Annotated in this window: 20 protein-coding genes; 4 read left to right on the forward strand and 16 right to left on the reverse strand. The window is 42.9% G+C overall.

What is annotated here, in order from left to right; all coding sequences use genetic code 11:
- Nucleotides 1-164: 164 nt before the first annotated feature.
- Nucleotides 165-689 carry a hypothetical protein gene (locus tag NQZ91_05660; protein UUM56895.1) on the forward strand — a complete coding sequence of 175 codons (525 nt, stop codon included), beginning with the start codon at nucleotides 165-167 and terminating at the stop codon, nucleotides 687-689.
- Between the two features lies 1 nt (nucleotide 690).
- Nucleotides 691-900 carry a helix-turn-helix transcriptional regulator gene (locus NQZ91_05665; GenBank protein UUM56896.1) on the forward strand — a complete coding sequence of 70 codons (210 nt, stop codon included), beginning with the start codon at nucleotides 691-693 and terminating at the stop codon, nucleotides 898-900.
- A 30-nt stretch (nucleotides 901-930) separates the two neighbouring features.
- On the opposite strand, the gene NQZ91_05670 is transcribed toward NQZ91_05665, so the two are convergent.
- The 15 genes from NQZ91_05670 to NQZ91_05740 all read right to left on the reverse strand — a co-directional run bounded on the left by NQZ91_05670 (nucleotide 931) and on the right by NQZ91_05740 (nucleotide 14,622).
- Nucleotides 931-1,509: a diguanylate cyclase gene (locus tag NQZ91_05670; GenBank protein ID UUM56897.1), complete on the reverse strand. Its 579-nt coding sequence runs from the start codon at nucleotides 1,507-1,509 to the stop codon at nucleotides 931-933.
- 460 nt (nucleotides 1,510-1,969) lie between these two features.
- Nucleotides 1,970-2,641: an amino acid ABC transporter permease gene (locus NQZ91_05675; GenBank protein ID UUM56898.1), complete on the reverse strand. Its 672-nt coding sequence runs from the start codon at nucleotides 2,639-2,641 to the stop codon at nucleotides 1,970-1,972.
- A 91-nt stretch (nucleotides 2,642-2,732) separates the two neighbouring features.
- Nucleotides 2,733-3,608, reverse strand: a complete 876-nt coding sequence (locus tag NQZ91_05680) for a transporter substrate-binding domain-containing protein (GenBank protein ID UUM56899.1) — start codon at nucleotides 3,606-3,608, stop codon at nucleotides 2,733-2,735.
- Nucleotides 3,609-3,732: 124 nt separating this feature from the next.
- Complete coding sequence (locus tag NQZ91_05685; GenBank protein ID UUM56900.1) at nucleotides 3,733-5,181, reverse strand: amidase; 1,449 nt, start codon at nucleotides 5,179-5,181, stop codon at nucleotides 3,733-3,735.
- Nucleotides 5,182-5,247: 66 nt separating this feature from the next.
- The gene (locus tag NQZ91_05690; GenBank protein UUM56901.1) at nucleotides 5,248-6,075 is read right to left on the reverse strand and encodes a lipoate--protein ligase family protein; all 828 of its coding nucleotides are present in this window, start codon (nucleotides 6,073-6,075) and stop codon (nucleotides 5,248-5,250) included.
- Between the two features lie 222 nt (nucleotides 6,076-6,297).
- Complete coding sequence (dnaJ, locus tag NQZ91_05695) at nucleotides 6,298-7,428, reverse strand: molecular chaperone DnaJ (GenBank protein UUM56902.1); 1,131 nt, start codon at nucleotides 7,426-7,428, stop codon at nucleotides 6,298-6,300.
- A gap of 475 nt (nucleotides 7,429-7,903) precedes the next feature.
- Nucleotides 7,904-9,727, reverse strand: a complete 1,824-nt coding sequence (dnaK, locus tag NQZ91_05700; GenBank protein ID UUM56903.1) for a molecular chaperone DnaK — start codon at nucleotides 9,725-9,727, stop codon at nucleotides 7,904-7,906.
- 224 nt (nucleotides 9,728-9,951) lie between these two features.
- A complete protein-coding gene (locus tag NQZ91_05705) occupies nucleotides 9,952-10,383 on the reverse strand; it encodes a GNAT family N-acetyltransferase (protein ID UUM56904.1) in 432 nt (143 codons plus the stop codon).
- Entirely contained in the window at nucleotides 10,384-10,896 is a 513-nt protein-coding gene (gene grpE / locus NQZ91_05710; GenBank protein UUM56905.1) for a nucleotide exchange factor GrpE, read from the reverse strand. It abuts the gene before it with no gap.
- Nucleotides 10,897-10,908: 12 nt separating this feature from the next.
- Nucleotides 10,909-11,943, reverse strand: coding sequence for a heat-inducible transcriptional repressor HrcA (hrcA, locus tag NQZ91_05715; GenBank protein ID UUM56906.1), 1,035 nt, complete (start codon nucleotides 11,941-11,943; stop codon nucleotides 10,909-10,911).
- Nucleotides 11,944-12,162: 219 nt separating this feature from the next.
- Nucleotides 12,163-12,318, reverse strand: a complete 156-nt coding sequence (locus tag NQZ91_05720) for a hypothetical protein (protein ID UUM56907.1) — start codon at nucleotides 12,316-12,318, stop codon at nucleotides 12,163-12,165.
- Entirely contained in the window at nucleotides 12,315-12,830 is a 516-nt protein-coding gene (locus NQZ91_05725) for a DUF2812 domain-containing protein (GenBank protein UUM56908.1), read from the reverse strand. The genes NQZ91_05720 and NQZ91_05725 overlap by 4 nt, the downstream gene beginning before the upstream one ends.
- Nucleotides 12,820-13,143 (reverse strand): PadR family transcriptional regulator, encoded by a 324-nt coding sequence (locus NQZ91_05730; GenBank protein UUM56909.1) that lies wholly within the window; start codon nucleotides 13,141-13,143, stop codon nucleotides 12,820-12,822. The genes NQZ91_05725 and NQZ91_05730 overlap by 11 nt, the downstream gene beginning before the upstream one ends.
- A 100-nt stretch (nucleotides 13,144-13,243) precedes the next feature.
- Nucleotides 13,244-13,507 carry a hypothetical protein gene (locus NQZ91_05735; GenBank protein UUM56910.1) on the reverse strand — a complete coding sequence of 88 codons (264 nt, stop codon included), beginning with the start codon at nucleotides 13,505-13,507 and terminating at the stop codon, nucleotides 13,244-13,246.
- Between the two features lie 254 nt (nucleotides 13,508-13,761).
- Nucleotides 13,762-14,622 carry a helix-turn-helix domain-containing protein gene (locus NQZ91_05740; GenBank protein UUM56911.1) on the reverse strand — a complete coding sequence of 287 codons (861 nt, stop codon included), beginning with the start codon at nucleotides 14,620-14,622 and terminating at the stop codon, nucleotides 13,762-13,764.
- Between the two features lie 98 nt (nucleotides 14,623-14,720).
- Here NQZ91_05740 and NQZ91_05745 point away from each other — a divergent pair, with 98 nt between their 5' ends.
- Nucleotides 14,721-15,617 carry an ATP-binding cassette domain-containing protein gene (locus NQZ91_05745; GenBank protein UUM56912.1) on the forward strand — a complete coding sequence of 299 codons (897 nt, stop codon included), beginning with the start codon at nucleotides 14,721-14,723 and terminating at the stop codon, nucleotides 15,615-15,617.
- A complete protein-coding gene (locus NQZ91_05750) occupies nucleotides 15,601-16,293 on the forward strand; it encodes an ABC transporter permease (protein ID UUM56913.1) in 693 nt (230 codons plus the stop codon). The genes NQZ91_05745 and NQZ91_05750 overlap by 17 nt, the downstream gene beginning before the upstream one ends.
- 81 nt (nucleotides 16,294-16,374) lie before the next feature.
- Here NQZ91_05750 and NQZ91_05755 read toward each other — a convergent pair whose 3' ends face one another.
- Nucleotides 16,375-17,070, reverse strand: coding sequence for a phosphoglycerate mutase family protein (locus NQZ91_05755; protein UUM56914.1), 696 nt, complete (start codon nucleotides 17,068-17,070; stop codon nucleotides 16,375-16,377).
- Nucleotides 17,071-17,079: the final 9 nt, after the last annotated feature.

The following is a 17,079-nucleotide window of genomic DNA, read 5'->3' on the forward strand; positions in this document are numbered from 1 at the left end:
TTTCTTTACAAGTAATAAAATCGTTTTCAGAGGAGTGTCAAAAATAAAAAAAAGCATTGGGTGTTTTTATTTTTTCAAAAAAACGCTTGCATTTCAGAAATTATTGTTTTATAATAATTTTACGGATAATATTATCATAAAACAATAATAATCGGAGGTTTGCTATGAAAACCAATCTACTCAAAACAGCTGGCATTGTGGCTGCTTGTGTTCGCTATTTCTTCTATTTCACCATTGCTCTTTATACCATCTTTACCTTGGCTGGTCTTGGAGGCGACTCCTTTGCGATAGACTCTTGGGAATACACCTTTAACAAACCCATTGACCAGATCAGTGTCTGGCTCATTCTTCTAACGACTGGATTGATTTTAATCGTCTTGGTCGCACTCAGTCACATTGCCTACCTAATTCAAAAACTTTGCAAGCTACTTCTGGAAGAAGATTATTTCGCTTCAGCTAGCCTAGTACTCTATCAGAAACTCTTCATCAGTTTGCTCGTCTTGACTGCTGGGCAATTTTGCCTAACCATTTTGTTTTTCCTGACACATGTTACTGGTCCAAACAACTTCCTCAATCTTCGCTGGTCAGACTTTATCCTCAATGCCCTCTTCCTCTTCGCAACTTATTTTGTCTGGAGATTGGTTCAAAAAGGGCAACAACTTGAAACCGAGAACAGCGAGTTTATCTGATATGGAAATGATCCGCGTAAACTTAGACAAGGTCCTCAAGGACCGAAAAATCACTTCCAAAGACTTAGCCGAACAAGTCGGTATCACCGAGGCCAATCTGTCCATTCTCAAGACAGGCAAGGCAAAAGGCATTCGCTTTAACACCCTTATGAGCATCTGTCGTATTCTGGACTGCCAACCCGGAGATTTATTAGAATACCATAAAGAATAAAGCAGAGATAGCACAATCTCTGCTTTTCTATCATTTAATCAACAAATAGCCACCTAAAGGGCTGACTTTTTGGTCCTTGGTCAATCTCATTTGCAAGAAACCAAGTGCTTCTAATTCCCGCGCGCGTTTGAGATCACCGACATCCACTGTGTCCAATCCTGTTGCTGCAATAATCGCTGCCAAAACTTCCTTAGCATCTATATCATCAGAAGCCATGTGCACCACTGGAGTGTGACTTTGACCGACATTTTTCGTCTGCAACATCATGGCTGATGAGGTGTTGAAAGCCTTGATGACCTTGGTTTCAGGCAATTTTTCAGCAATCATCTCGGCAGATGAGCTTCCTGCTGGTACCACCAATTCATCCCAGGTATCAAAGTTGATAGGATTGGAAATGTCCACCAAAATCTTCCCTGCAAAAGCTTCTTTATTTTCCTCTACCACGCCTGCAATGGCATCATAACGCAAGACCAAGATAACCACATCACCCAGAGCACGACCTTGCAAACCTTCACGGTCCACATAGTCAATTTGATGACCGTCTGACTCCAGCAAATCACCGATGGTTTGTCCCATTTCCCCTTTACCAAAAACTGTAATAATAACCATGATATACTCCACCTTTCTTAAAAAATCTTGGTAATATATCTCTAACTATTGCTATATTTTATAACATTCCTCTTTTCAGCAGATTGCAAGTAAAAATTCACAAACTATGATGAGGATGAACCTGGGCAAAAAGCCTCGAATCACTTTCTTTAGTTCGAGTCAACATCTCAGCGCAGTGGTTGATTGGCTTTCACAGTTTGGGGAACTGTGAAAGGTTGGAAATAAGGATTGCGTAGCAAACCTCATTTCGTTCACGTTTTTCGCTCCGAACCAGTCCTAACAAATGATGCGAACTCCGTTCAATCTATTTCCAACCTTTAACTGTCCCCCAGACAGTTGAAGCTGTGCGGGGGGCAGACGAACTTTTCTTAGCTTTGTCGAGTGCTTGCCCACTCCCTCTGCTCTGCCATTTTCCAAGAAAAAATGACCCGATACTCCTATCGAATCATCTTTTTAACCATTAATAAGTAGCCAGACGTTTTTCCAAGCGTAACTGCCCCACAGCATAGAGTGTACAAATGACCCAATAAATCAAGGCTACGCAGATATAGACCGTCATGTAGTCGGACTTAGCACCGCCGACGATTTTGGCCTTGTTGAAAATTTCAGGCACTGTAATCATGGCTGTCAGCGAGGTACTTTTTACCATATCCAACAGAACATTGCTCAAAGGCGGTAGGGCAATGCGGAAGGCCTGAGGAATGATAATCTTGCGGTAGATAACATTGGTCTTGAGGCCCAGACTGCGTGCCGCTTCCCATTGACCCTTATCAATAGCCGACAGGGAAGAACGGATGATTTCCGAGATGTAGGCCGATGACATGGAAGTAAAGGCAATGATGGACGCTGATATCGCATCCAGCTGAATGCCCATAAAGGGCAGACCAAAATAGATAAAGAAAAGCAAGACCATTAGCGGAATACCCCGCATGAGGGAAATATGAGCCATAGCCAACCAGCGGAGGACGGCAAGCTTAGACATACGCATCAAGGCTACAAAGAAGCCACAAAAGGTCCCTAGGGCAAAGCCGATAAGAGAGAGAGCCAATGTGTAGGGCAAGCCCTCTAGAATAAGCGGAATAGCCTCAAAAGCTAGTTTTGGATCAAAAACTGCCTGCCAATTGATAGACATAGAGAAATACCTTGGAGGCGCCGACCAGGTCAACACCCGTCCTTTCTTTACTAGATAAAAAGGTAGGAATCACTTCCAACCTTTCTGATGTTTAGTCAACGTCTACTACTGGCAACTCATCTGCACCTTCAGCAGGTTTGGTCAAGTCTTGACCAGCATAGTGTTTTTCTGAGATAGCCTTCAAGCTACCATCTTCTTTCATTTCTTTGATGACCTTATCCAACTCTTGCTTCAAGCTGTCATCTTCCTTGCTCATGACAATCACAGATTCGTTTGGATTGTAACGAACATCACCCATCTTCACTTTGATATCTGGGAATTTTGCAGTAATCATCTTAACTGCGACCACTTGTGTGAAGTAGTCATTTGGAATAAAGTCTGTACGACCAGTGGATACATCGCGAAGGTAAACGTCGTTGGTTACGTTATCGTAGATAACTGGCTCTGCGCCTTGCTTTTCAGCAATCTTCATGAAGGTTGTACCAGCACCACCACCAGCTTTTTTACCCTTCCAGTCTGAAAGGTCTTTTGCTGTGATGTTTGATGAACCATCTTCACGGACAATCATACCAGATACAGAATACTTGTAAGCCTCAGAGAGGTTGTATTTTTCCTTACGCTCAGCTGTTGGCTGTAGGTTGTTTACTGAAACATCTACCTTGCCTGAGTCTACTGATGTCAGAGCTTCTGCTACACCGATTTCTTGGAATTCAATTTCGAGATCCAAGCGCTTGCCGATTTCCTTCATCATATCGACTTCATAACCGACCAATTCCTTCTTGTCATTATAGTATGACGTTGGGAAAAGCGTACCTGGGGTCGCAACTTTCAAGACACCTGCTTCCTTGACTTGTTCCCATTTGGTTGGTTCTGCAGCTGCTTCTTCTGTCTTAGAAGCGTTGCTTGAGCAAGCTGCCAGCGTTAATGTAGATACAAGAAAGGCTGATGCCAACAATTTTTTCAACATGTCAATCTCCTCTGGAAGTGACAAACTTCCTTTTTCTTTATTTCTGGTGTTAACCCACCAACTTTAATAGGGTAACATTTTGAAAAAGATTTGGCAAGAATTTGGTACCGTTTTTTGTAGCCATTTACATTCTAAACAAATGAGCATCTTCCAAGTCCTGCGCTAGCTGTAAAAGGATATCTTCTCGGCCCTTAGCTGCTGTCAATTGGACCCCTATCGGTAGGCCTTCTTTGGTAACATGCGTCGGCAAGCTAATGGATGGTTGGCCTGTAATATTGGCCTGTTGCGTAAAGGGAGTAAGAGCGAGACTGTCCGCAAACATCTCCCAGATCAAGTCCTGCTGAGCAGCCATTGAATATTCCTGTGTCTGCTTGAGGCGAGTTTCTAAATCAACAGACGGCTGAAATTGACCATGAAGAGGAGCCACATCTGCCACCGTGGGAGTCAGGAGAATGTCGTAGGTCTGGTGAAATTCCTGCATGATGGCACTGTAGCGGTCCCAATCCTGTAAAACCTTAGAATAAAGCTTGGCCGGTATGGTTTGACCGCTCTGATAAATGGCCCAGGTCATGGGCTCCATGTCATCTAGAGTCATTGGGCGTCCAAAAGCCGCTTCAATTTCATCAAACATCTGAGCAGTCTCTACGCTATTCATAATATAATAGGACTGCATCACTTCACTCCCGTCCAAGGGCTGTCGCTGTAATTCCTCCACTTGATGACCCATCCCTAGAAGGTGGTCGACCAGCTGAAGAACCGCCGTCTGCGCTTCCAGACTAACCTTGCTACCAATAGGGGATTGACTGGTAAAAGCAATTTTCAAAGGGCAATTAAGAGAGCTGAAAATCGACTCTTCCGACAGGGTTGCCAAGGGAAAAGGCGCCTCAACCTGATAGGTTTGAAAATGATAAAGCAGCCGCTTGGTGTCCCGCACGGACTTGGTCAAGGCAAAGTTGCTAGAAGCCCCCTGCCAACCTCGGAAAGACTTGGGACCGACAGGAATGCGCCCACGACTGGGCTTGAGACCAATCAAACTATTGAAAGACGCGGGAATCCGAATGGAACCACCACCGTCCGATGCTGCCGCAATGCTAACCATTCCAGAAGCCATGGCTGCAGCTGCTCCTCCGCTTGAACCGCCAGCATTGCGCTTGACATCTGATGGGAGATTGACCGGACCATGGACCAGAGCATCCGAGATATTTTTAAAGCCAAACTCCGGAGTATTGGTCCGACCCAGAATAATAAAACCCAGGTCCTTGAGAGCTTGCACATAACTATCCGTATGGCCGACCGAATAACCCTGAAACAATCTAGAACCCGCTGAAGAGGGATGCCCCTTTTCATTTTGCCCTAAATCCTTTAACAGCAAAGGAACCCCAGCAAAAGGTTTACCCAAAAAATCTTGCTCTTCTGCCTCAGCTAGAGCCTGGTCATACTGGGTGTAGACCACCGCATTAAACTGCGGATTTAGCACCTCTATCTTCTCGATAGCCTCTTGGACCAGTTCCTTGGCCGAAACCTGTCCACCATTGACAGCCTGAGCCTGAGCTGTCGCATCCATCCATTCCATATCTATACCTTTCTCTTTTGTAAATAGCAGAGCTGCTAGCTAGCCTGAGGGCAAAACTTGATACGACTATATGCCATACTTCTCCTGAAACTCCTTAATTCCTCGTCCCAGGTCCATAAAGTCAGCCATATTGTCCGACGAGGGATAATAGTTTGAAAGCCTAGCACCATTTCTCTCTAGGACGACCTCAATTCGCTTCTGCATATCCTCGACTGTCAATTCACGACCAACCAGGTCTGAGAGATTGGCCATAGAATCTGGATTGACCTGGGGATAGCGGTCTGGTATCGGTTGGCCACCACTACTCGCCTGGTAAAAATCAGCCACCAGCTGGCCTCGAGCTGCTTGATTGCCATGAACACTGATATAGGCTGAAATAGCAATGGCCTGCTTATAGACCCGCTGGGCCAAACCAGCAAACTTCCGCCCCTGGATAGACAAATCATAGGTGCCTGGGCAGTAGGAAGTCGCTATTTCGCCACTCTCCACTTGAACTGGAAAATCCGCCAAAGACTGGCTAATCAAGTCCACCATGACCTGATAGCTTTTGTGGAGGTTGACCTGATGCCCTTGAGCATTCGGCAAAATCAAGGTCAGATTGAGTACGCCTTGGTCAGCCACCACTGCCAAACCACCCAGACTACGGATAATAGGGCTGTAGCCAGCCTGTTTAATATGAGCCAGACCAGCCGACAAGTCCGGCACCTGACTGTCCATCATGCCCAATATGACCGTCGTATCCATGGGCCAGTAGTGCAGAATACCTTGCTGGGTCTGTTGATTGACCTCGCGCAAAAAGACTTCTGTCCAGACCAAAGGGCCCTGCTTACTCCCTGCCAGACCCGAACGGTCCTGGTATTTTTTCAGCTCAAGACCAGTCAACCACTTGTCCATCCGTAATCCCTTTCATTTCCACTAATGCTCTTATTTTACCATAAGACTGTTGGAGCTATTTGAAAAAAATACTGATATAGAAAAAGAGGTTTGATATAACATCCAACCTCACATTATTTGAACAGTAAAAACACTTTAACACAGTGGTTGATTGGCTTTCACAGTTTGATTTTCATTGAGTATGATACAGAAAAAGGACTGGCAGTGCCAATCCAATCTCTCTTATAAATCTTCAAAAGCATCCTTGACCTTGTCGAAAAAGCCTTTTTTCTGCGGATGAACATTGATATTGCCTGCTGCCGCAAAATCTTTTAAAGCTGCTTTCTGGCGGTCATTGAGCCCTGTTGGTGTCACTACATTGACAGTGACATACTGGTCACCCATGGCACCCCCGCGGATACTTGGCGCACCCTTGCCTTTAAGACGGAAGGTCTTGCCTGTCTGGGTCCCTTCCGGAATAACCATATCCACATCACCATGAACCGTTGGCACATGGACGGTGTCACCTAGTGCAGCTTGAACAAAGTTGAGGTCCAATTTGTAAAGAATGGTCGTACCTTCACGCTCAAATTTATCCGATGCCTCGACTTGAACGACTACATAGAGATCTCCGTAAGAGCCTCCGTTAAATCCAGCTTCACCTTGACCAGCCAGACGGATACGCTGACCAGTTTCGACACCTGCAGGAACCTTGACCGTAACAGTGTGAGCCTGTTTCTCATGACCAGTTCCACGACAGGTCGTACACGGATCCTTAATCTGCTTGCCACGACCGTGACAGACATCACAGGTCATCTGACGGCGCATGGTTCCAAGTGGTGTCTGTGTATCAACATTGATAACACCAGAGCCATGACAGCGTCCACAAGTTACAGGACTGGTCCCAGGTTTGGCACCCGAACCAGTACAGGTACGACAAGTTGCCTCACGGTTGTAGGAAACTTCTTTTTCAGCACCGAAAATAGCCTCTTCAAATTTCAAATTGACACGGTACTGCAAATCATCTCCCTGACGAGGTGCATTAGGATTACGTTGAGCAGTTCCACCGCCGAAGAAACTAGAGAAGATATCCTCGAAACCGCCGAAACCAGCACCGTCAAAGCCACCAAATCCGCCACCGCCGAAGCCACCATTGGCTCCAGCCGCACCAAATTGGTCATAAGAGGCACGTTTTTGAGGATCGCTCAAGGTCTCGTAGGCCTCTTGAACTTCCTTATATTTATCTTCCGCACCAGCATCCTTGTTAATGTCTGGGTGATATTTTTTTGATAGCTTACGATAAGCTTTTTTAATTTCGTCCTGTGAGGCGTCCTTAGAGACGCCGAGACGATCATAGTATTCTGTATTGTTCATATAAGATACCTTATCTTTTATTTTTGATAGTTGCCTTAGGCTGCGGGGACGCTGTGAGCTTTTCCTCGCTTATGGCTAGAGGTTTCTTATTGTCAACTTTGTTGCCAATAAAACCTCTTCCCTAAGTCTCAAAAATCTCTCTAGCTAAGTTTCAAGCCTAAGGTATTGAAACTTCCCGAAATACCACAGCGGCGGTAACTATCGTTTTAGCGACCCCTGGTCGCTCTTGCTGACGCACATTACCCAAAAACAGAGGCTGGGTTGCAACCTCTGTGATTGGAATTTTGACTTAATAATGATTTCTATTCTCGAGAAGATGAGAACTGAGTTCGAGCTAAGAACTTCGGTAAAAAGATAACTTTCCTTGTTCTAGATACTCAATGAAATTCAAGACTAGGCTAGGCAACTGGACGAAGATTGAACTGGAGTTCATCGAGGAGAGTTAACGAAGCCTAGTGAAGAATTTCGAAGAGTACTACTTTTCAGTAAACTCGCCGTCTACAACATCATCGCCTGCATTGTTAGCTGTTTGGGCACCTTCTTGGCCTGCAGCTGCTTGTTGTGCTGCTGCAGCTTGCTCGTAGAGTTTCACTGCAAGGGCTTGAGCTTTTTCGTTGAGGTTTTCAAGTTTAGCCTTCATGTCGTCCAAGTTGTTCGCTTCTTGGGCTGCTTTCAACTCATCAAGAGCTGCTTGGGCTTGGTCGCGTTCTGCGTCAAAGCCTTTGCCTTCAGTTTCTTTCAGCGTTTTCTCAGTCGCAAAGATTGCTTGGTCAACATCGTTACGAAGATCCACTTCTTCCTTACGTTTCTTATCTGCTTCCGCATTTGCTTCTGCATCTTTCATCATGCGGTCGATTTCTTCGTCTGTCAAACCTGAGTTAGACTGGATAACGATAGTTTGTTCTTTTTGTGTACCAAGGTCTTTGGCTTTTACAGAAACGATACCGTTCTTGTCGATGTCAAATGTTACTTCGATTTGTGGAATACCACGAGGTGCTGCTGGAATGTCTGTCAACTGGAAGCGACCAAGAGTCTTGTTGTCTGCTGCCATTGGACGCTCACCTTGAAGCACGTGGATGTCAACAGCTGGCTGGTTGTCTGCCGCAGTTGAGAAGACTTGTGATTTAGAAGTTGGGATAGTTGTGTTGCGGTCGATGAGTTTTGTAAATACGCCACCCATTGTTTCGATACCAAGTGATAATGGTGTTACATCAAGGAGGACAACATCTTTGACATCACCAGTAATGACACCACCTTGGATTGCCGCACCCATAGCAACAACTTCATCAGGGTTTACAGATTTGTTTGGCTCTTTACCTGTTTCAGCTTTTACAGCTTCTACAACGGCTGGGATACGAGTTGAACCACCGACAAGGATAACTTCGTCGATTTCTGACAAGCTGAGACCTGCATCTGAAAGAGCTTGACGAACAGGAACTTTTGTACGTTCTACAAGGTCGTAAGTCAATTCGTCGAATTTCGCACGAGTCAATGTCATTTCCAAGTGAAGCGGACCTGCTGCACCTGCAGTGATGAACGGCAAGCTGATTTGAGTTGATGTTACACCTGACAAATCTTTCTTCGCTTTTTCAGCCGCATCTTTCAAACGTTGAAGGGCCATCTTGTCAGCTGACAAGTCGATACCGTTTTCTTTCTTGAATTCTGCTACCATGTGGTCGATAATCTTTTGGTCAAAGTCGTCACCACCGAGCTTGTTATCACCTGCTGTTGCAAGTACGTCGAAGACACCATCACCGAGCTCAAGGATAGATACGTCGAAAGTACCTCCACCAAGGTCGAATACCAAGATTTTCTCGTCTTTGTCAGTCTTGTCCAAACCGTAAGCAAGGGCTGCTGCGGTTGGTTCGTTGACGATACGTTCTACTTCAAGACCAGCGATTTTACCAGCGTCTTTGGTTGCTTGACGCTGTGCATCGTTGAAGTAAGCAGGAACAGTGATAACTGCTTTGGTTACTTTTTCACCAAGGTACTCTTCAGCATAGCCTTTCAAGTATTGAAGAATCATTGCTGAGATTTCTTGTGGTGTGTATTCTTTACCGTTTGCTGAAACTTTTTCAGAAGTTCCCATTTTTGATTTGATAGAGATGATGGTATCTGGGTTAGTTACCGCTTGGCGTTTTGCCGCATCACCAACGATGATTTCACCATTTTTGAAAGACACAACAGACGGAGTTGTGCGATTTCCTTCTGGGTTTGCGATGATTTTTGATTCAGTTCCTTCAAGAACTGCAACTGCTGAGTTTGTTGTACCTAAGTCAATACCGATAATTTTAGACATATGATTTACCTCTTTTTTTATTTCTTTTAGTGATACTCTCCTTAAGTGGCGACGCCGTCAGAGCCCGCTTTTGCGGTCTCTTTGACTAAAGTTTGAGCCAATTGTCTCAAACTTTGCGTATCTACCGCCACGGCGGAGAGTATCAAATGGGCTCACGATGTTCGCCAGCCTACAAGCCTAAGGCCTGTCTTTGTTTACAATTTCATAGTTTAACGACATTTCGGTCAGGTTGTTCGACGCATGAAGATATAGTCATCTTCAATGTTGTTTGATTCTTGAAAGCCTAATTTCTTCCAGAAATTTCTAGCTTCCAAATGTTCTTTATGAACTGGTAGAGAAATTTGAGCTAGGCTGTGCTCTATGCTCAGATAGTCTATGCAGACTTCAGCTGCTTTTCTGCCAAATCCTTTTCCTTGATGATACTTATCAATTAAGAAATTGATGATTTCACCATTGCTGTCTTTGCAGTAAAGCGAAACGTAGCCTATCAATTCACCTTCATTATAAATAGCTTTCGGATGTGAGAATGGTCGAAGGCTCCAAGCTTCTGCCAATGAAAACTCAACTGAATCGACATAATCTTCGTTAGATAAGCCAGAATCTAGATGTAAGCAATCGTGAAAATTTTCATCGCTGATTTCGCGTAGCTCTATCATTTATTCTGACACCACTACCATAGCCGGTCTCAACAGACGTTCATGCAACTTGTAGCCTTTTTGGAAGACTTGTGCGATGTGTTCTGCTGGGCAGTCGTCTGTGGCTGGAACGGTTTGAATGGCCATGTGAAGATTTGGGTCAAAGACATCTGTTGCGACTTCTTCCACCCCTTCTTCTTTGAGGGCTTGAATCAAGCTTTCCTGTACCATTTCCAAGCCTTTTTTGACATCTTCTGTCAATCCTTCGACTTGAAGGGCACGTTCCAAGTTATCCAAGCTCGGCAAGATTTTCTTGGCCAAGTCTTGCGAACGGTAACGCTGAATGGTCTGGCGTTCCTCGTTGGCACGGCGTTGGATATTTTGCATTTCAGCATGGGCACGGAGGTACTTGTTTTCAAATTCCTCTGCACGCTCATTTGCTAAGTCCAATTCTGATTTTTCAGGAGTTTCGACAACTTCTTCTGTTGTTGCTACTTCCTCAACAATTTCTTCATTTTTGATTTCTTCTGACAAAGCATTCTCCTTCTAATTGACTTCATAGTGATTGCTACTTAAGTATCGGTAGTAATCGGTTAATTTCATAAATAGGACGCGGCTGATGATATTGATCAAACTCATCTGCCTACGATAGTCCATGTCAACAGGACCGAGCAAACTCATCTGGGCCATGCCCCGATAGGGGATTGGAAAGCAATGATGAATGACCGTCACATCTGCAAGAGCAGGTTCTCTATGTTCCGCCACGGAAATACTAGTTTGCTGGTTGGAATCCAAGCCCTGTCGCAACTCTGGGGCCAATAATTGAGGGCTATCCAAGAGTTGGTAGGTGGCGAGGTTGCCATAGGTCAGCGATGCGACCTTTCCACTGATAAAGACTGATTCTTGGAAGAGATTGGAAAAGATGTAATCCATGAGATCCAAGACATTGTCCGTCGTGGCAAAGTAACGCTGCACCACTTGGGGAACCTCCGTCCGTAGCTTGTAGTGAATGGACAAGACTGTCTGTCCTACGAAGCGCTCATCAACTAAGCGTTTGAGCACCTCCAAGTCCCTGGCCAAAAAGTTTTTAGGAATAGCAAACTGAACGGTGACAGGTTTGGACTGGTCCAGAGTCAAGACTGCCAGAGCATCGTGGCTACTGAGCTGCACGATGTCAAAGGAAGTCAGCTGCTGACTGGTCGGCTCCACATCTAAAATGACCGAGGTGTAGCCTGTCAAATCCGCTAGGACCTGACTTGTCCGCTCCAAGATGTCTTCCAGCTTGAAAGCTTCAAAGTCGAAGGCCTTGACCACCTGATAAACATCTTCTTCATTGATGTGTTCCAGATTGAGCGAGTGGTTGACAAAGTATTGAAAACCAGCCCGACTGGGCATCCGACCGCTTGACGTGTGGGCCTTTTCTAGCAAGCCCAACTGCTCTAGCTTAGCCATATCATTACGAATGGTAGCCGAACTTGAAGCAATCATTTCCTGCAAGGCCTTAGAACCAACTGGCTCATGATGGCGCGTAAACAATTCAACAATCAGATTCAAAATATCATTTTGACGTTGGGTAATCATCTCCGCTCCTTTCATGAACACGATTGATTTTTAACTTTAGCACTCTGACATATCGAGTGCTAAACTATATACTCTCATTATACGCCGAAAAAATGTATTGTCAAGAGAAAAAATCAAAAAATTAGCACTCTTTTGCTTAGAGTGCTAAAAATCAGTCTGAGGACCTAGAATGGTGGATTGTCCTCATGATAAAAGTCCTTTTCCACAAAAATTTTCGATTTACTTTTCTTCCTTCATATCAATTAAATTCCAAAAATTTAAAATCATTATCAGCGTAATAGCAATCAAGCTGATAAAACTATTCCGATTTAGAAAAATCACTGCAAAGATTGCAAGAGCATTGATGAGGGTTGCTATACGTTTTTGTTTTGTCATTTTCCAATCTCCTTATACTTCTGACGCAAACGCATCAAGCCGATAGAACAATAGAGTAAAACTGGTAAGTCAGCAACTGCCATACCAATCATAACAACAGGCAACTTCAAGACATAAAATAGCAAGATAAAGAAAACAAACAAGGAACTGGCCAGTAGAAACTGTCTGGTAATAATTCTGTCAATCATCTCGAATTTACTTTGACGGTCACTATAAAGCTCAACTTCTCCCAAACTCTCATTCTTTCTAAAGTATGAAAAATGATTGCAGTCACCGACATATTCCCAGCCATAATCTGCAAACATCTGGAGGTATCCCTCCTTATCCTGACCATTGGGCTTAAAATCCAGTTGATAGATAACTTCTTCAGACTGACATTTCTCAAAGATATAGAAAAAGCCAAATTTATTTTTTTGAAATTTCCATCCCTGACGATGTTGCTCTACCAAATAATGTTCTTCCTTTTCAAAATCAGGCAAGAAGAAAAAATGAATTTCTGTCTTAGTTTCCATAGCCTTCCCCCTTGCTATTTCGATAGAGCCGTTCAATCCGAGCCAATTCTATGTCTAGGATTTCTCGACCTGTTTCTGTTATTTGGTAAAACTTCCGCTTGTCTTCTTCCCTGACAAACCGAATCAAGCCGTCCTTTTCCATTTTCGACAGGGTGCCGTACATGGTTCCAGGGCTAATCACGACCTGACCTGCCGTGACTTCCTTGGTCTTCTGGGTAATATCATAGCCATGCCGTTCTTCCTGTAAATGAAAGAGAATATAGAAGGCTGTCTCTGTCATCGGAACATAGACCCGTTTTAACTTATCGTTCATAAAACTCCTTTCGCACTACGATACATCGGACTTCGATATATAAAGTGTATCGCATCTCGATACACTTGTCAAGAAAAAAATCAGAGAATCCTCCCTGATTTCATTTCTTGATTGTTTTAGAAAATGGTGTTTTATGTGTCGTGATAAAGTTTTCAAGCCAGCTAGCATCATCGCTCTCCGTCGCTACTTCTTCCCTTTCCTCATCCGTGTCCTGTTCTTCATCGTCTGAAAAATCGACTTTTCCAAACAGAACTACCTTGCCCTCCGTTTCAGCACTTGCTGAACTGCTATTAGTTGTTAGAAGCCCAAAAGTTACAAAACCTAGCATTGCAAGAACACCTAAAACAAGTAATTTCTTCATCATTATTTCCTCCAAGATAACTAAAAACCTGTATTCACAGTTCAGCACTTCTAACTAAGGCTAGTTTTTCAGCTACTCACCGCTCATTTTTTTCAAAATACAGTTAGTATTCCCTCAAAAAACTGCCTTGATTAGCGAAAAAACATCTCTTCTCTAAAAGCACTTTTCTTGTGAATACAGTTTCTAAACATTGTTTTGTAAAGTTGTAAAACTTACAAGTATTATCTTACAGGAAATGACGAGCCACTTAAAATTCATTACATATCTGTAACTTTCTCAATTTCCTTATTGATCTGGTGGATTAAATCATAGCAATCTAAAAATTTGGCAATATGCAGGCATTCCTTCATTATTTCTAGGCCACCATCATTTCCATTCATGTAGGACAAGCGTGCTTTTAGGAGCTTAAGCAGCAAGCGATCCCGCATATTCTTTTCCATGATATTGACAGAGTCAAGAATTTTGAGAAAGCGAATCGCAGCAATCTCCTCTCCCCTATCTAACAAACTACTCGAAATATTGATGAGCATCTTATAGACATTATCTCTGTTTTCTTTGATATCCATATAAAACTTTGTTCGATTGAGAACTTCCATTCCCAGAACTTCCAACATCTTGCTAGGAAGACCTCTGCTACAATTTCCGAAAATCCAGAGTTCAAATTTCCCCCAATCATCTATGGACATTAAATAGTCCGATAGAATAGCTTTTTCATCCTCAGAAACATCATAATCAGGATCGCACCATTGCTGCTTGAATATATGAAAGGCCGCGACCATTACCCTATCAAACTGACGTCCATCCCTATCATACTCTGCTTGATGGTACAAAATTCTATCATCCATATACTGAGTATTGTGACTATAAACTGCACGGACAAATCGCTCTGATGAAAACAAATTATCTATCTGAAAGTAGGACTGGTAGAGGGTAGAAAATTCGCCCTCTACCACATTCATCCGTCTCAAACAATTAAAAAATGTATCTACAGAAAGATTACTCTTTCCATTTTCAAAGCGTGATAACTGAGCAGGTGTCACGAAATCCCCTGCCACTTCTTTTAGAGACATATTTTTTGATTCACGAATGAGTTTAAAAATTTTTCCGTAAGTTCCCATTATATTCTCCACGCGTTACATTTATGTAACAAAATTTGCTAACTTTTGAATCTAGTATATCATAGATTTATTATTTTTTTATAGAAAGGCAGGTAGTTATGTCATCTCTCTTATCTACCCAAGAATTATCAAAGCAATATGGGAAACAAAAGGCCGTTCAGCAGGTTTCCTTGACTATTAATAAAGGGGAAATCTGTGGCTTAGTCGGTGAAAATGGTGCTGGGAAAACAACGCTTCTCAGAATGTTATCGGGCCTCATTTCCCAAACTTCAGGTACCATTAATAGTTCAAAAGATTGTCGTATTGGAGCTTTAATTGAATCCCCTGCTCTACAACCCAATTTATCTGCGATCGATAATCTTCGTTACATGGCTCTGCAATTAAATCTCAAGCAAGCGGATGAAAAAATCTTAGAGACATTAGCAATTGTCGGTTTAGAGGATGTGGATCCTAAGAAAAAATCTAAAGATTTTTCACTGGGAATGCGTCAACGTTTAGCTATTGCCTTAGCTATTCTAGATAAGCCTGATTTTTTAATCCTAGACGAACCGATTAATGGTCTTGACCCTGTTGGAATCAAAGAAATGAGAAGCATTATTTTAAATCTTCGCAATCAATATGGGATGACCATCCTTATCTCCAGTCATATCCTATCAGAGCTTGAGATGGTAGTTGATCGCTACATTATTATGCATAAAGGCCTTATTGTCAAAGAATTCTCAAAAAGAGAACTTGAACAAACCTTAGCGGAACAACTCTATCTACAAACGAACAACCATCCTAAGACCTTTACTATCCTTGAAGCGCAGGGCATCGCTTACAAAATAGATAAGGATTATATCAGTCTGTCATCAGATACGAATGTTATGAGCCTCATTCATCTCTTGATAAACCATGAGATTGAGGTCAAAGAAATTTTTAAACAACAAATGTCATTTGAAGATTATTATCTGACATTGCTTCAAGAAGGAGAAGAGCATGATACATTACTTTAAAGCTGATTTATTTAAGATTCAAAAAGAACAGAGATTAACGATTTCATTGGGAATATTGGCTTTACTGTCCTTTTTATCCGCTTTTTTGTTGCATGGCAACGAAGACTTCACTAGCTCTCTTATTCAATTGCTTTCTCAATTTATCACACTATTTTTTATCGTTCCAGCCAACATATTCTTTGGAGAAGATTTTACTTACCGTACCATCAATCATATTATTATCAAGCAACAAACAAGAAAAGGAGTATTTTTCTATAAAGTCTTAGCAACCCTTGTGCTTGATCTCGCTTATATCCTTCTAGCCTATTTATTGAGTAGCAGTGTTGGCTTACTTCTAGGTGATCCTGTTGATGTTGCAGTAATAATACAAAGTTTCATTGCTCAAACACCTTTATTTATCTGTATCTCTCTGTTATCCATCCTGATATTTGTCAAGTCCAATAAGGTCAATCAAGCCTATCTTGCCTTTAGTTTAATTAGCCTTCTTTTTGACAATATCTCCAACCTCATTACTAGTAATCTACTCCATATGAAATTACCAACAGATTATTTTCTATTCCTTTCCCTCCAACAAGGGGAAAATATTTCAAGGCTATCCATGGGTGTTAGCTTCATGGCTGCTATACTATATCTCTATCTGAGTTACTTTATTTTCAGCAGGAAAGAGTTAAAATGATGTAACTTAGATTTCATATATAAAAAACATGTATGTCACACATCAGAAAAAACGTATGACATACATGTTTTCATTTCACATTTATTTCCCTTGGGCAATCAATTCTGCTCCACGTTGGCGGTAGGACATATCCCCAACTGCTTCAATCAAGAGCTTGCCATTTTCATATTTGAGAACGGTGATTGAGCCGTTATCAAGGAAAATATTAGCACCACGCTCTGGCTCCAACAAATGAGCCAATGTTGCAATAGTCATACCGTGACTGACCACAAGGGCATTGCCTCCACCTTGTTTTTCCAAGTCTTGGGCGATAGATTCAAAACCAGTCAAGATACGATTGCTCAAGACCTCCCAAGATTCTGACCAGCCAGCGGTGTCTGCCTCTTGGATACCTGCTGCGATTTCCGCAAAGGACATACCCGTCGCATCAACTGTCCCTTTCAAACGAGGTAGGACACCTTGGAAAAGTTCAGCATCATACATGCCCTCAAAACTGCCGAAACACCATTCACGGATACGCTTGTCTTGGTAATAAGGAATTTTTCCCAAAATTCCCAACTCACGCTGGGCGATGGTCATGGTCTGAACGGTTCGACCCAGGTCACTGGATACGGCTAGTTTAAAATCAAGGCCCGCATCCTTGAGCCCCAAGCCCAATTCACGAATTCCTTCCTCGCCAGCCTTGGTCAGCGGCGTATCACACCAGCCCTGCACGCGCCCGATGGTATTAAACATGGTTTTCCCATGTCGAGAAATATATAATCTTACGTCTGCCATAGCATTCTC

This window comes from Streptococcus suis (assembly GCA_024583055.1).
GTDB classification, from domain to species: Bacteria; Bacillota; Bacilli; order Lactobacillales; family Streptococcaceae; genus Streptococcus; species Streptococcus suis_V.

Coding starts and splice junctions, on each gene's coding strand:
- NQZ91_05660 (UUM56895.1), top strand. CDS start 165: ATGAAAACCAATCTACTCAAAACAGCTGGCATTGTGGCTGCTTGTGTT.
- NQZ91_05665 (UUM56896.1), top strand. CDS start 691: ATGGAAATGATCCGCGTAAACTTAGACAAGGTCCTCAAGGACCGAAAA.
- NQZ91_05670 (UUM56897.1), bottom strand. CDS start 1,509: ATGGTTATTATTACAGTTTTTGGTAAAGGGGAAATGGGACAAACCATC.
- NQZ91_05675 (UUM56898.1), bottom strand. CDS start 2,641: ATGTCTATCAATTGGCAGGCAGTTTTTGATCCAAAACTAGCTTTTGAG.
- NQZ91_05680 (UUM56899.1), bottom strand. CDS start 3,608: ATGTTGAAAAAATTGTTGGCATCAGCCTTTCTTGTATCTACATTAACG.
- NQZ91_05685 (UUM56900.1), bottom strand. CDS start 5,181: ATGGAATGGATGGATGCGACAGCTCAGGCTCAGGCTGTCAATGGTGGA.
- NQZ91_05690 (UUM56901.1), bottom strand. CDS start 6,075: ATGGACAAGTGGTTGACTGGTCTTGAGCTGAAAAAATACCAGGACCGT.
- dnaJ (UUM56902.1), bottom strand. CDS start 7,428: ATGAACAATACAGAATACTATGATCGTCTCGGCGTCTCTAAGGACGCC.
- dnaK (UUM56903.1), bottom strand. CDS start 9,727: ATGTCTAAAATTATCGGTATTGACTTAGGTACAACAAACTCAGCAGTT.
- NQZ91_05705 (UUM56904.1), bottom strand. CDS start 10,383: ATGATAGAGCTACGCGAAATCAGCGATGAAAATTTTCACGATTGCTTA.
- hrcA (UUM56906.1), bottom strand. CDS start 11,943: ATGATTACCCAACGTCAAAATGATATTTTGAATCTGATTGTTGAATTG.
- NQZ91_05720 (UUM56907.1), bottom strand. CDS start 12,318: ATGACAAAACAAAAACGTATAGCAACCCTCATCAATGCTCTTGCAATC.
- NQZ91_05725 (UUM56908.1), bottom strand. CDS start 12,830: ATGGAAACTAAGACAGAAATTCATTTTTTCTTCTTGCCTGATTTTGAA.
- NQZ91_05730 (UUM56909.1), bottom strand. CDS start 13,143: ATGAACGATAAGTTAAAACGGGTCTATGTTCCGATGACAGAGACAGCC.
- NQZ91_05735 (UUM56910.1), bottom strand. CDS start 13,507: ATGATGAAGAAATTACTTGTTTTAGGTGTTCTTGCAATGCTAGGTTTT.
- NQZ91_05740 (UUM56911.1), bottom strand. CDS start 14,622: ATGGGAACTTACGGAAAAATTTTTAAACTCATTCGTGAATCAAAAAAT.
- NQZ91_05745 (UUM56912.1), top strand. CDS start 14,721: ATGTCATCTCTCTTATCTACCCAAGAATTATCAAAGCAATATGGGAAA.
- NQZ91_05750 (UUM56913.1), top strand. CDS start 15,601: ATGATACATTACTTTAAAGCTGATTTATTTAAGATTCAAAAAGAACAG.
- NQZ91_05755 (UUM56914.1), bottom strand. CDS start 17,070: ATGGCAGACGTAAGATTATATATTTCTCGACATGGGAAAACCATGTTT.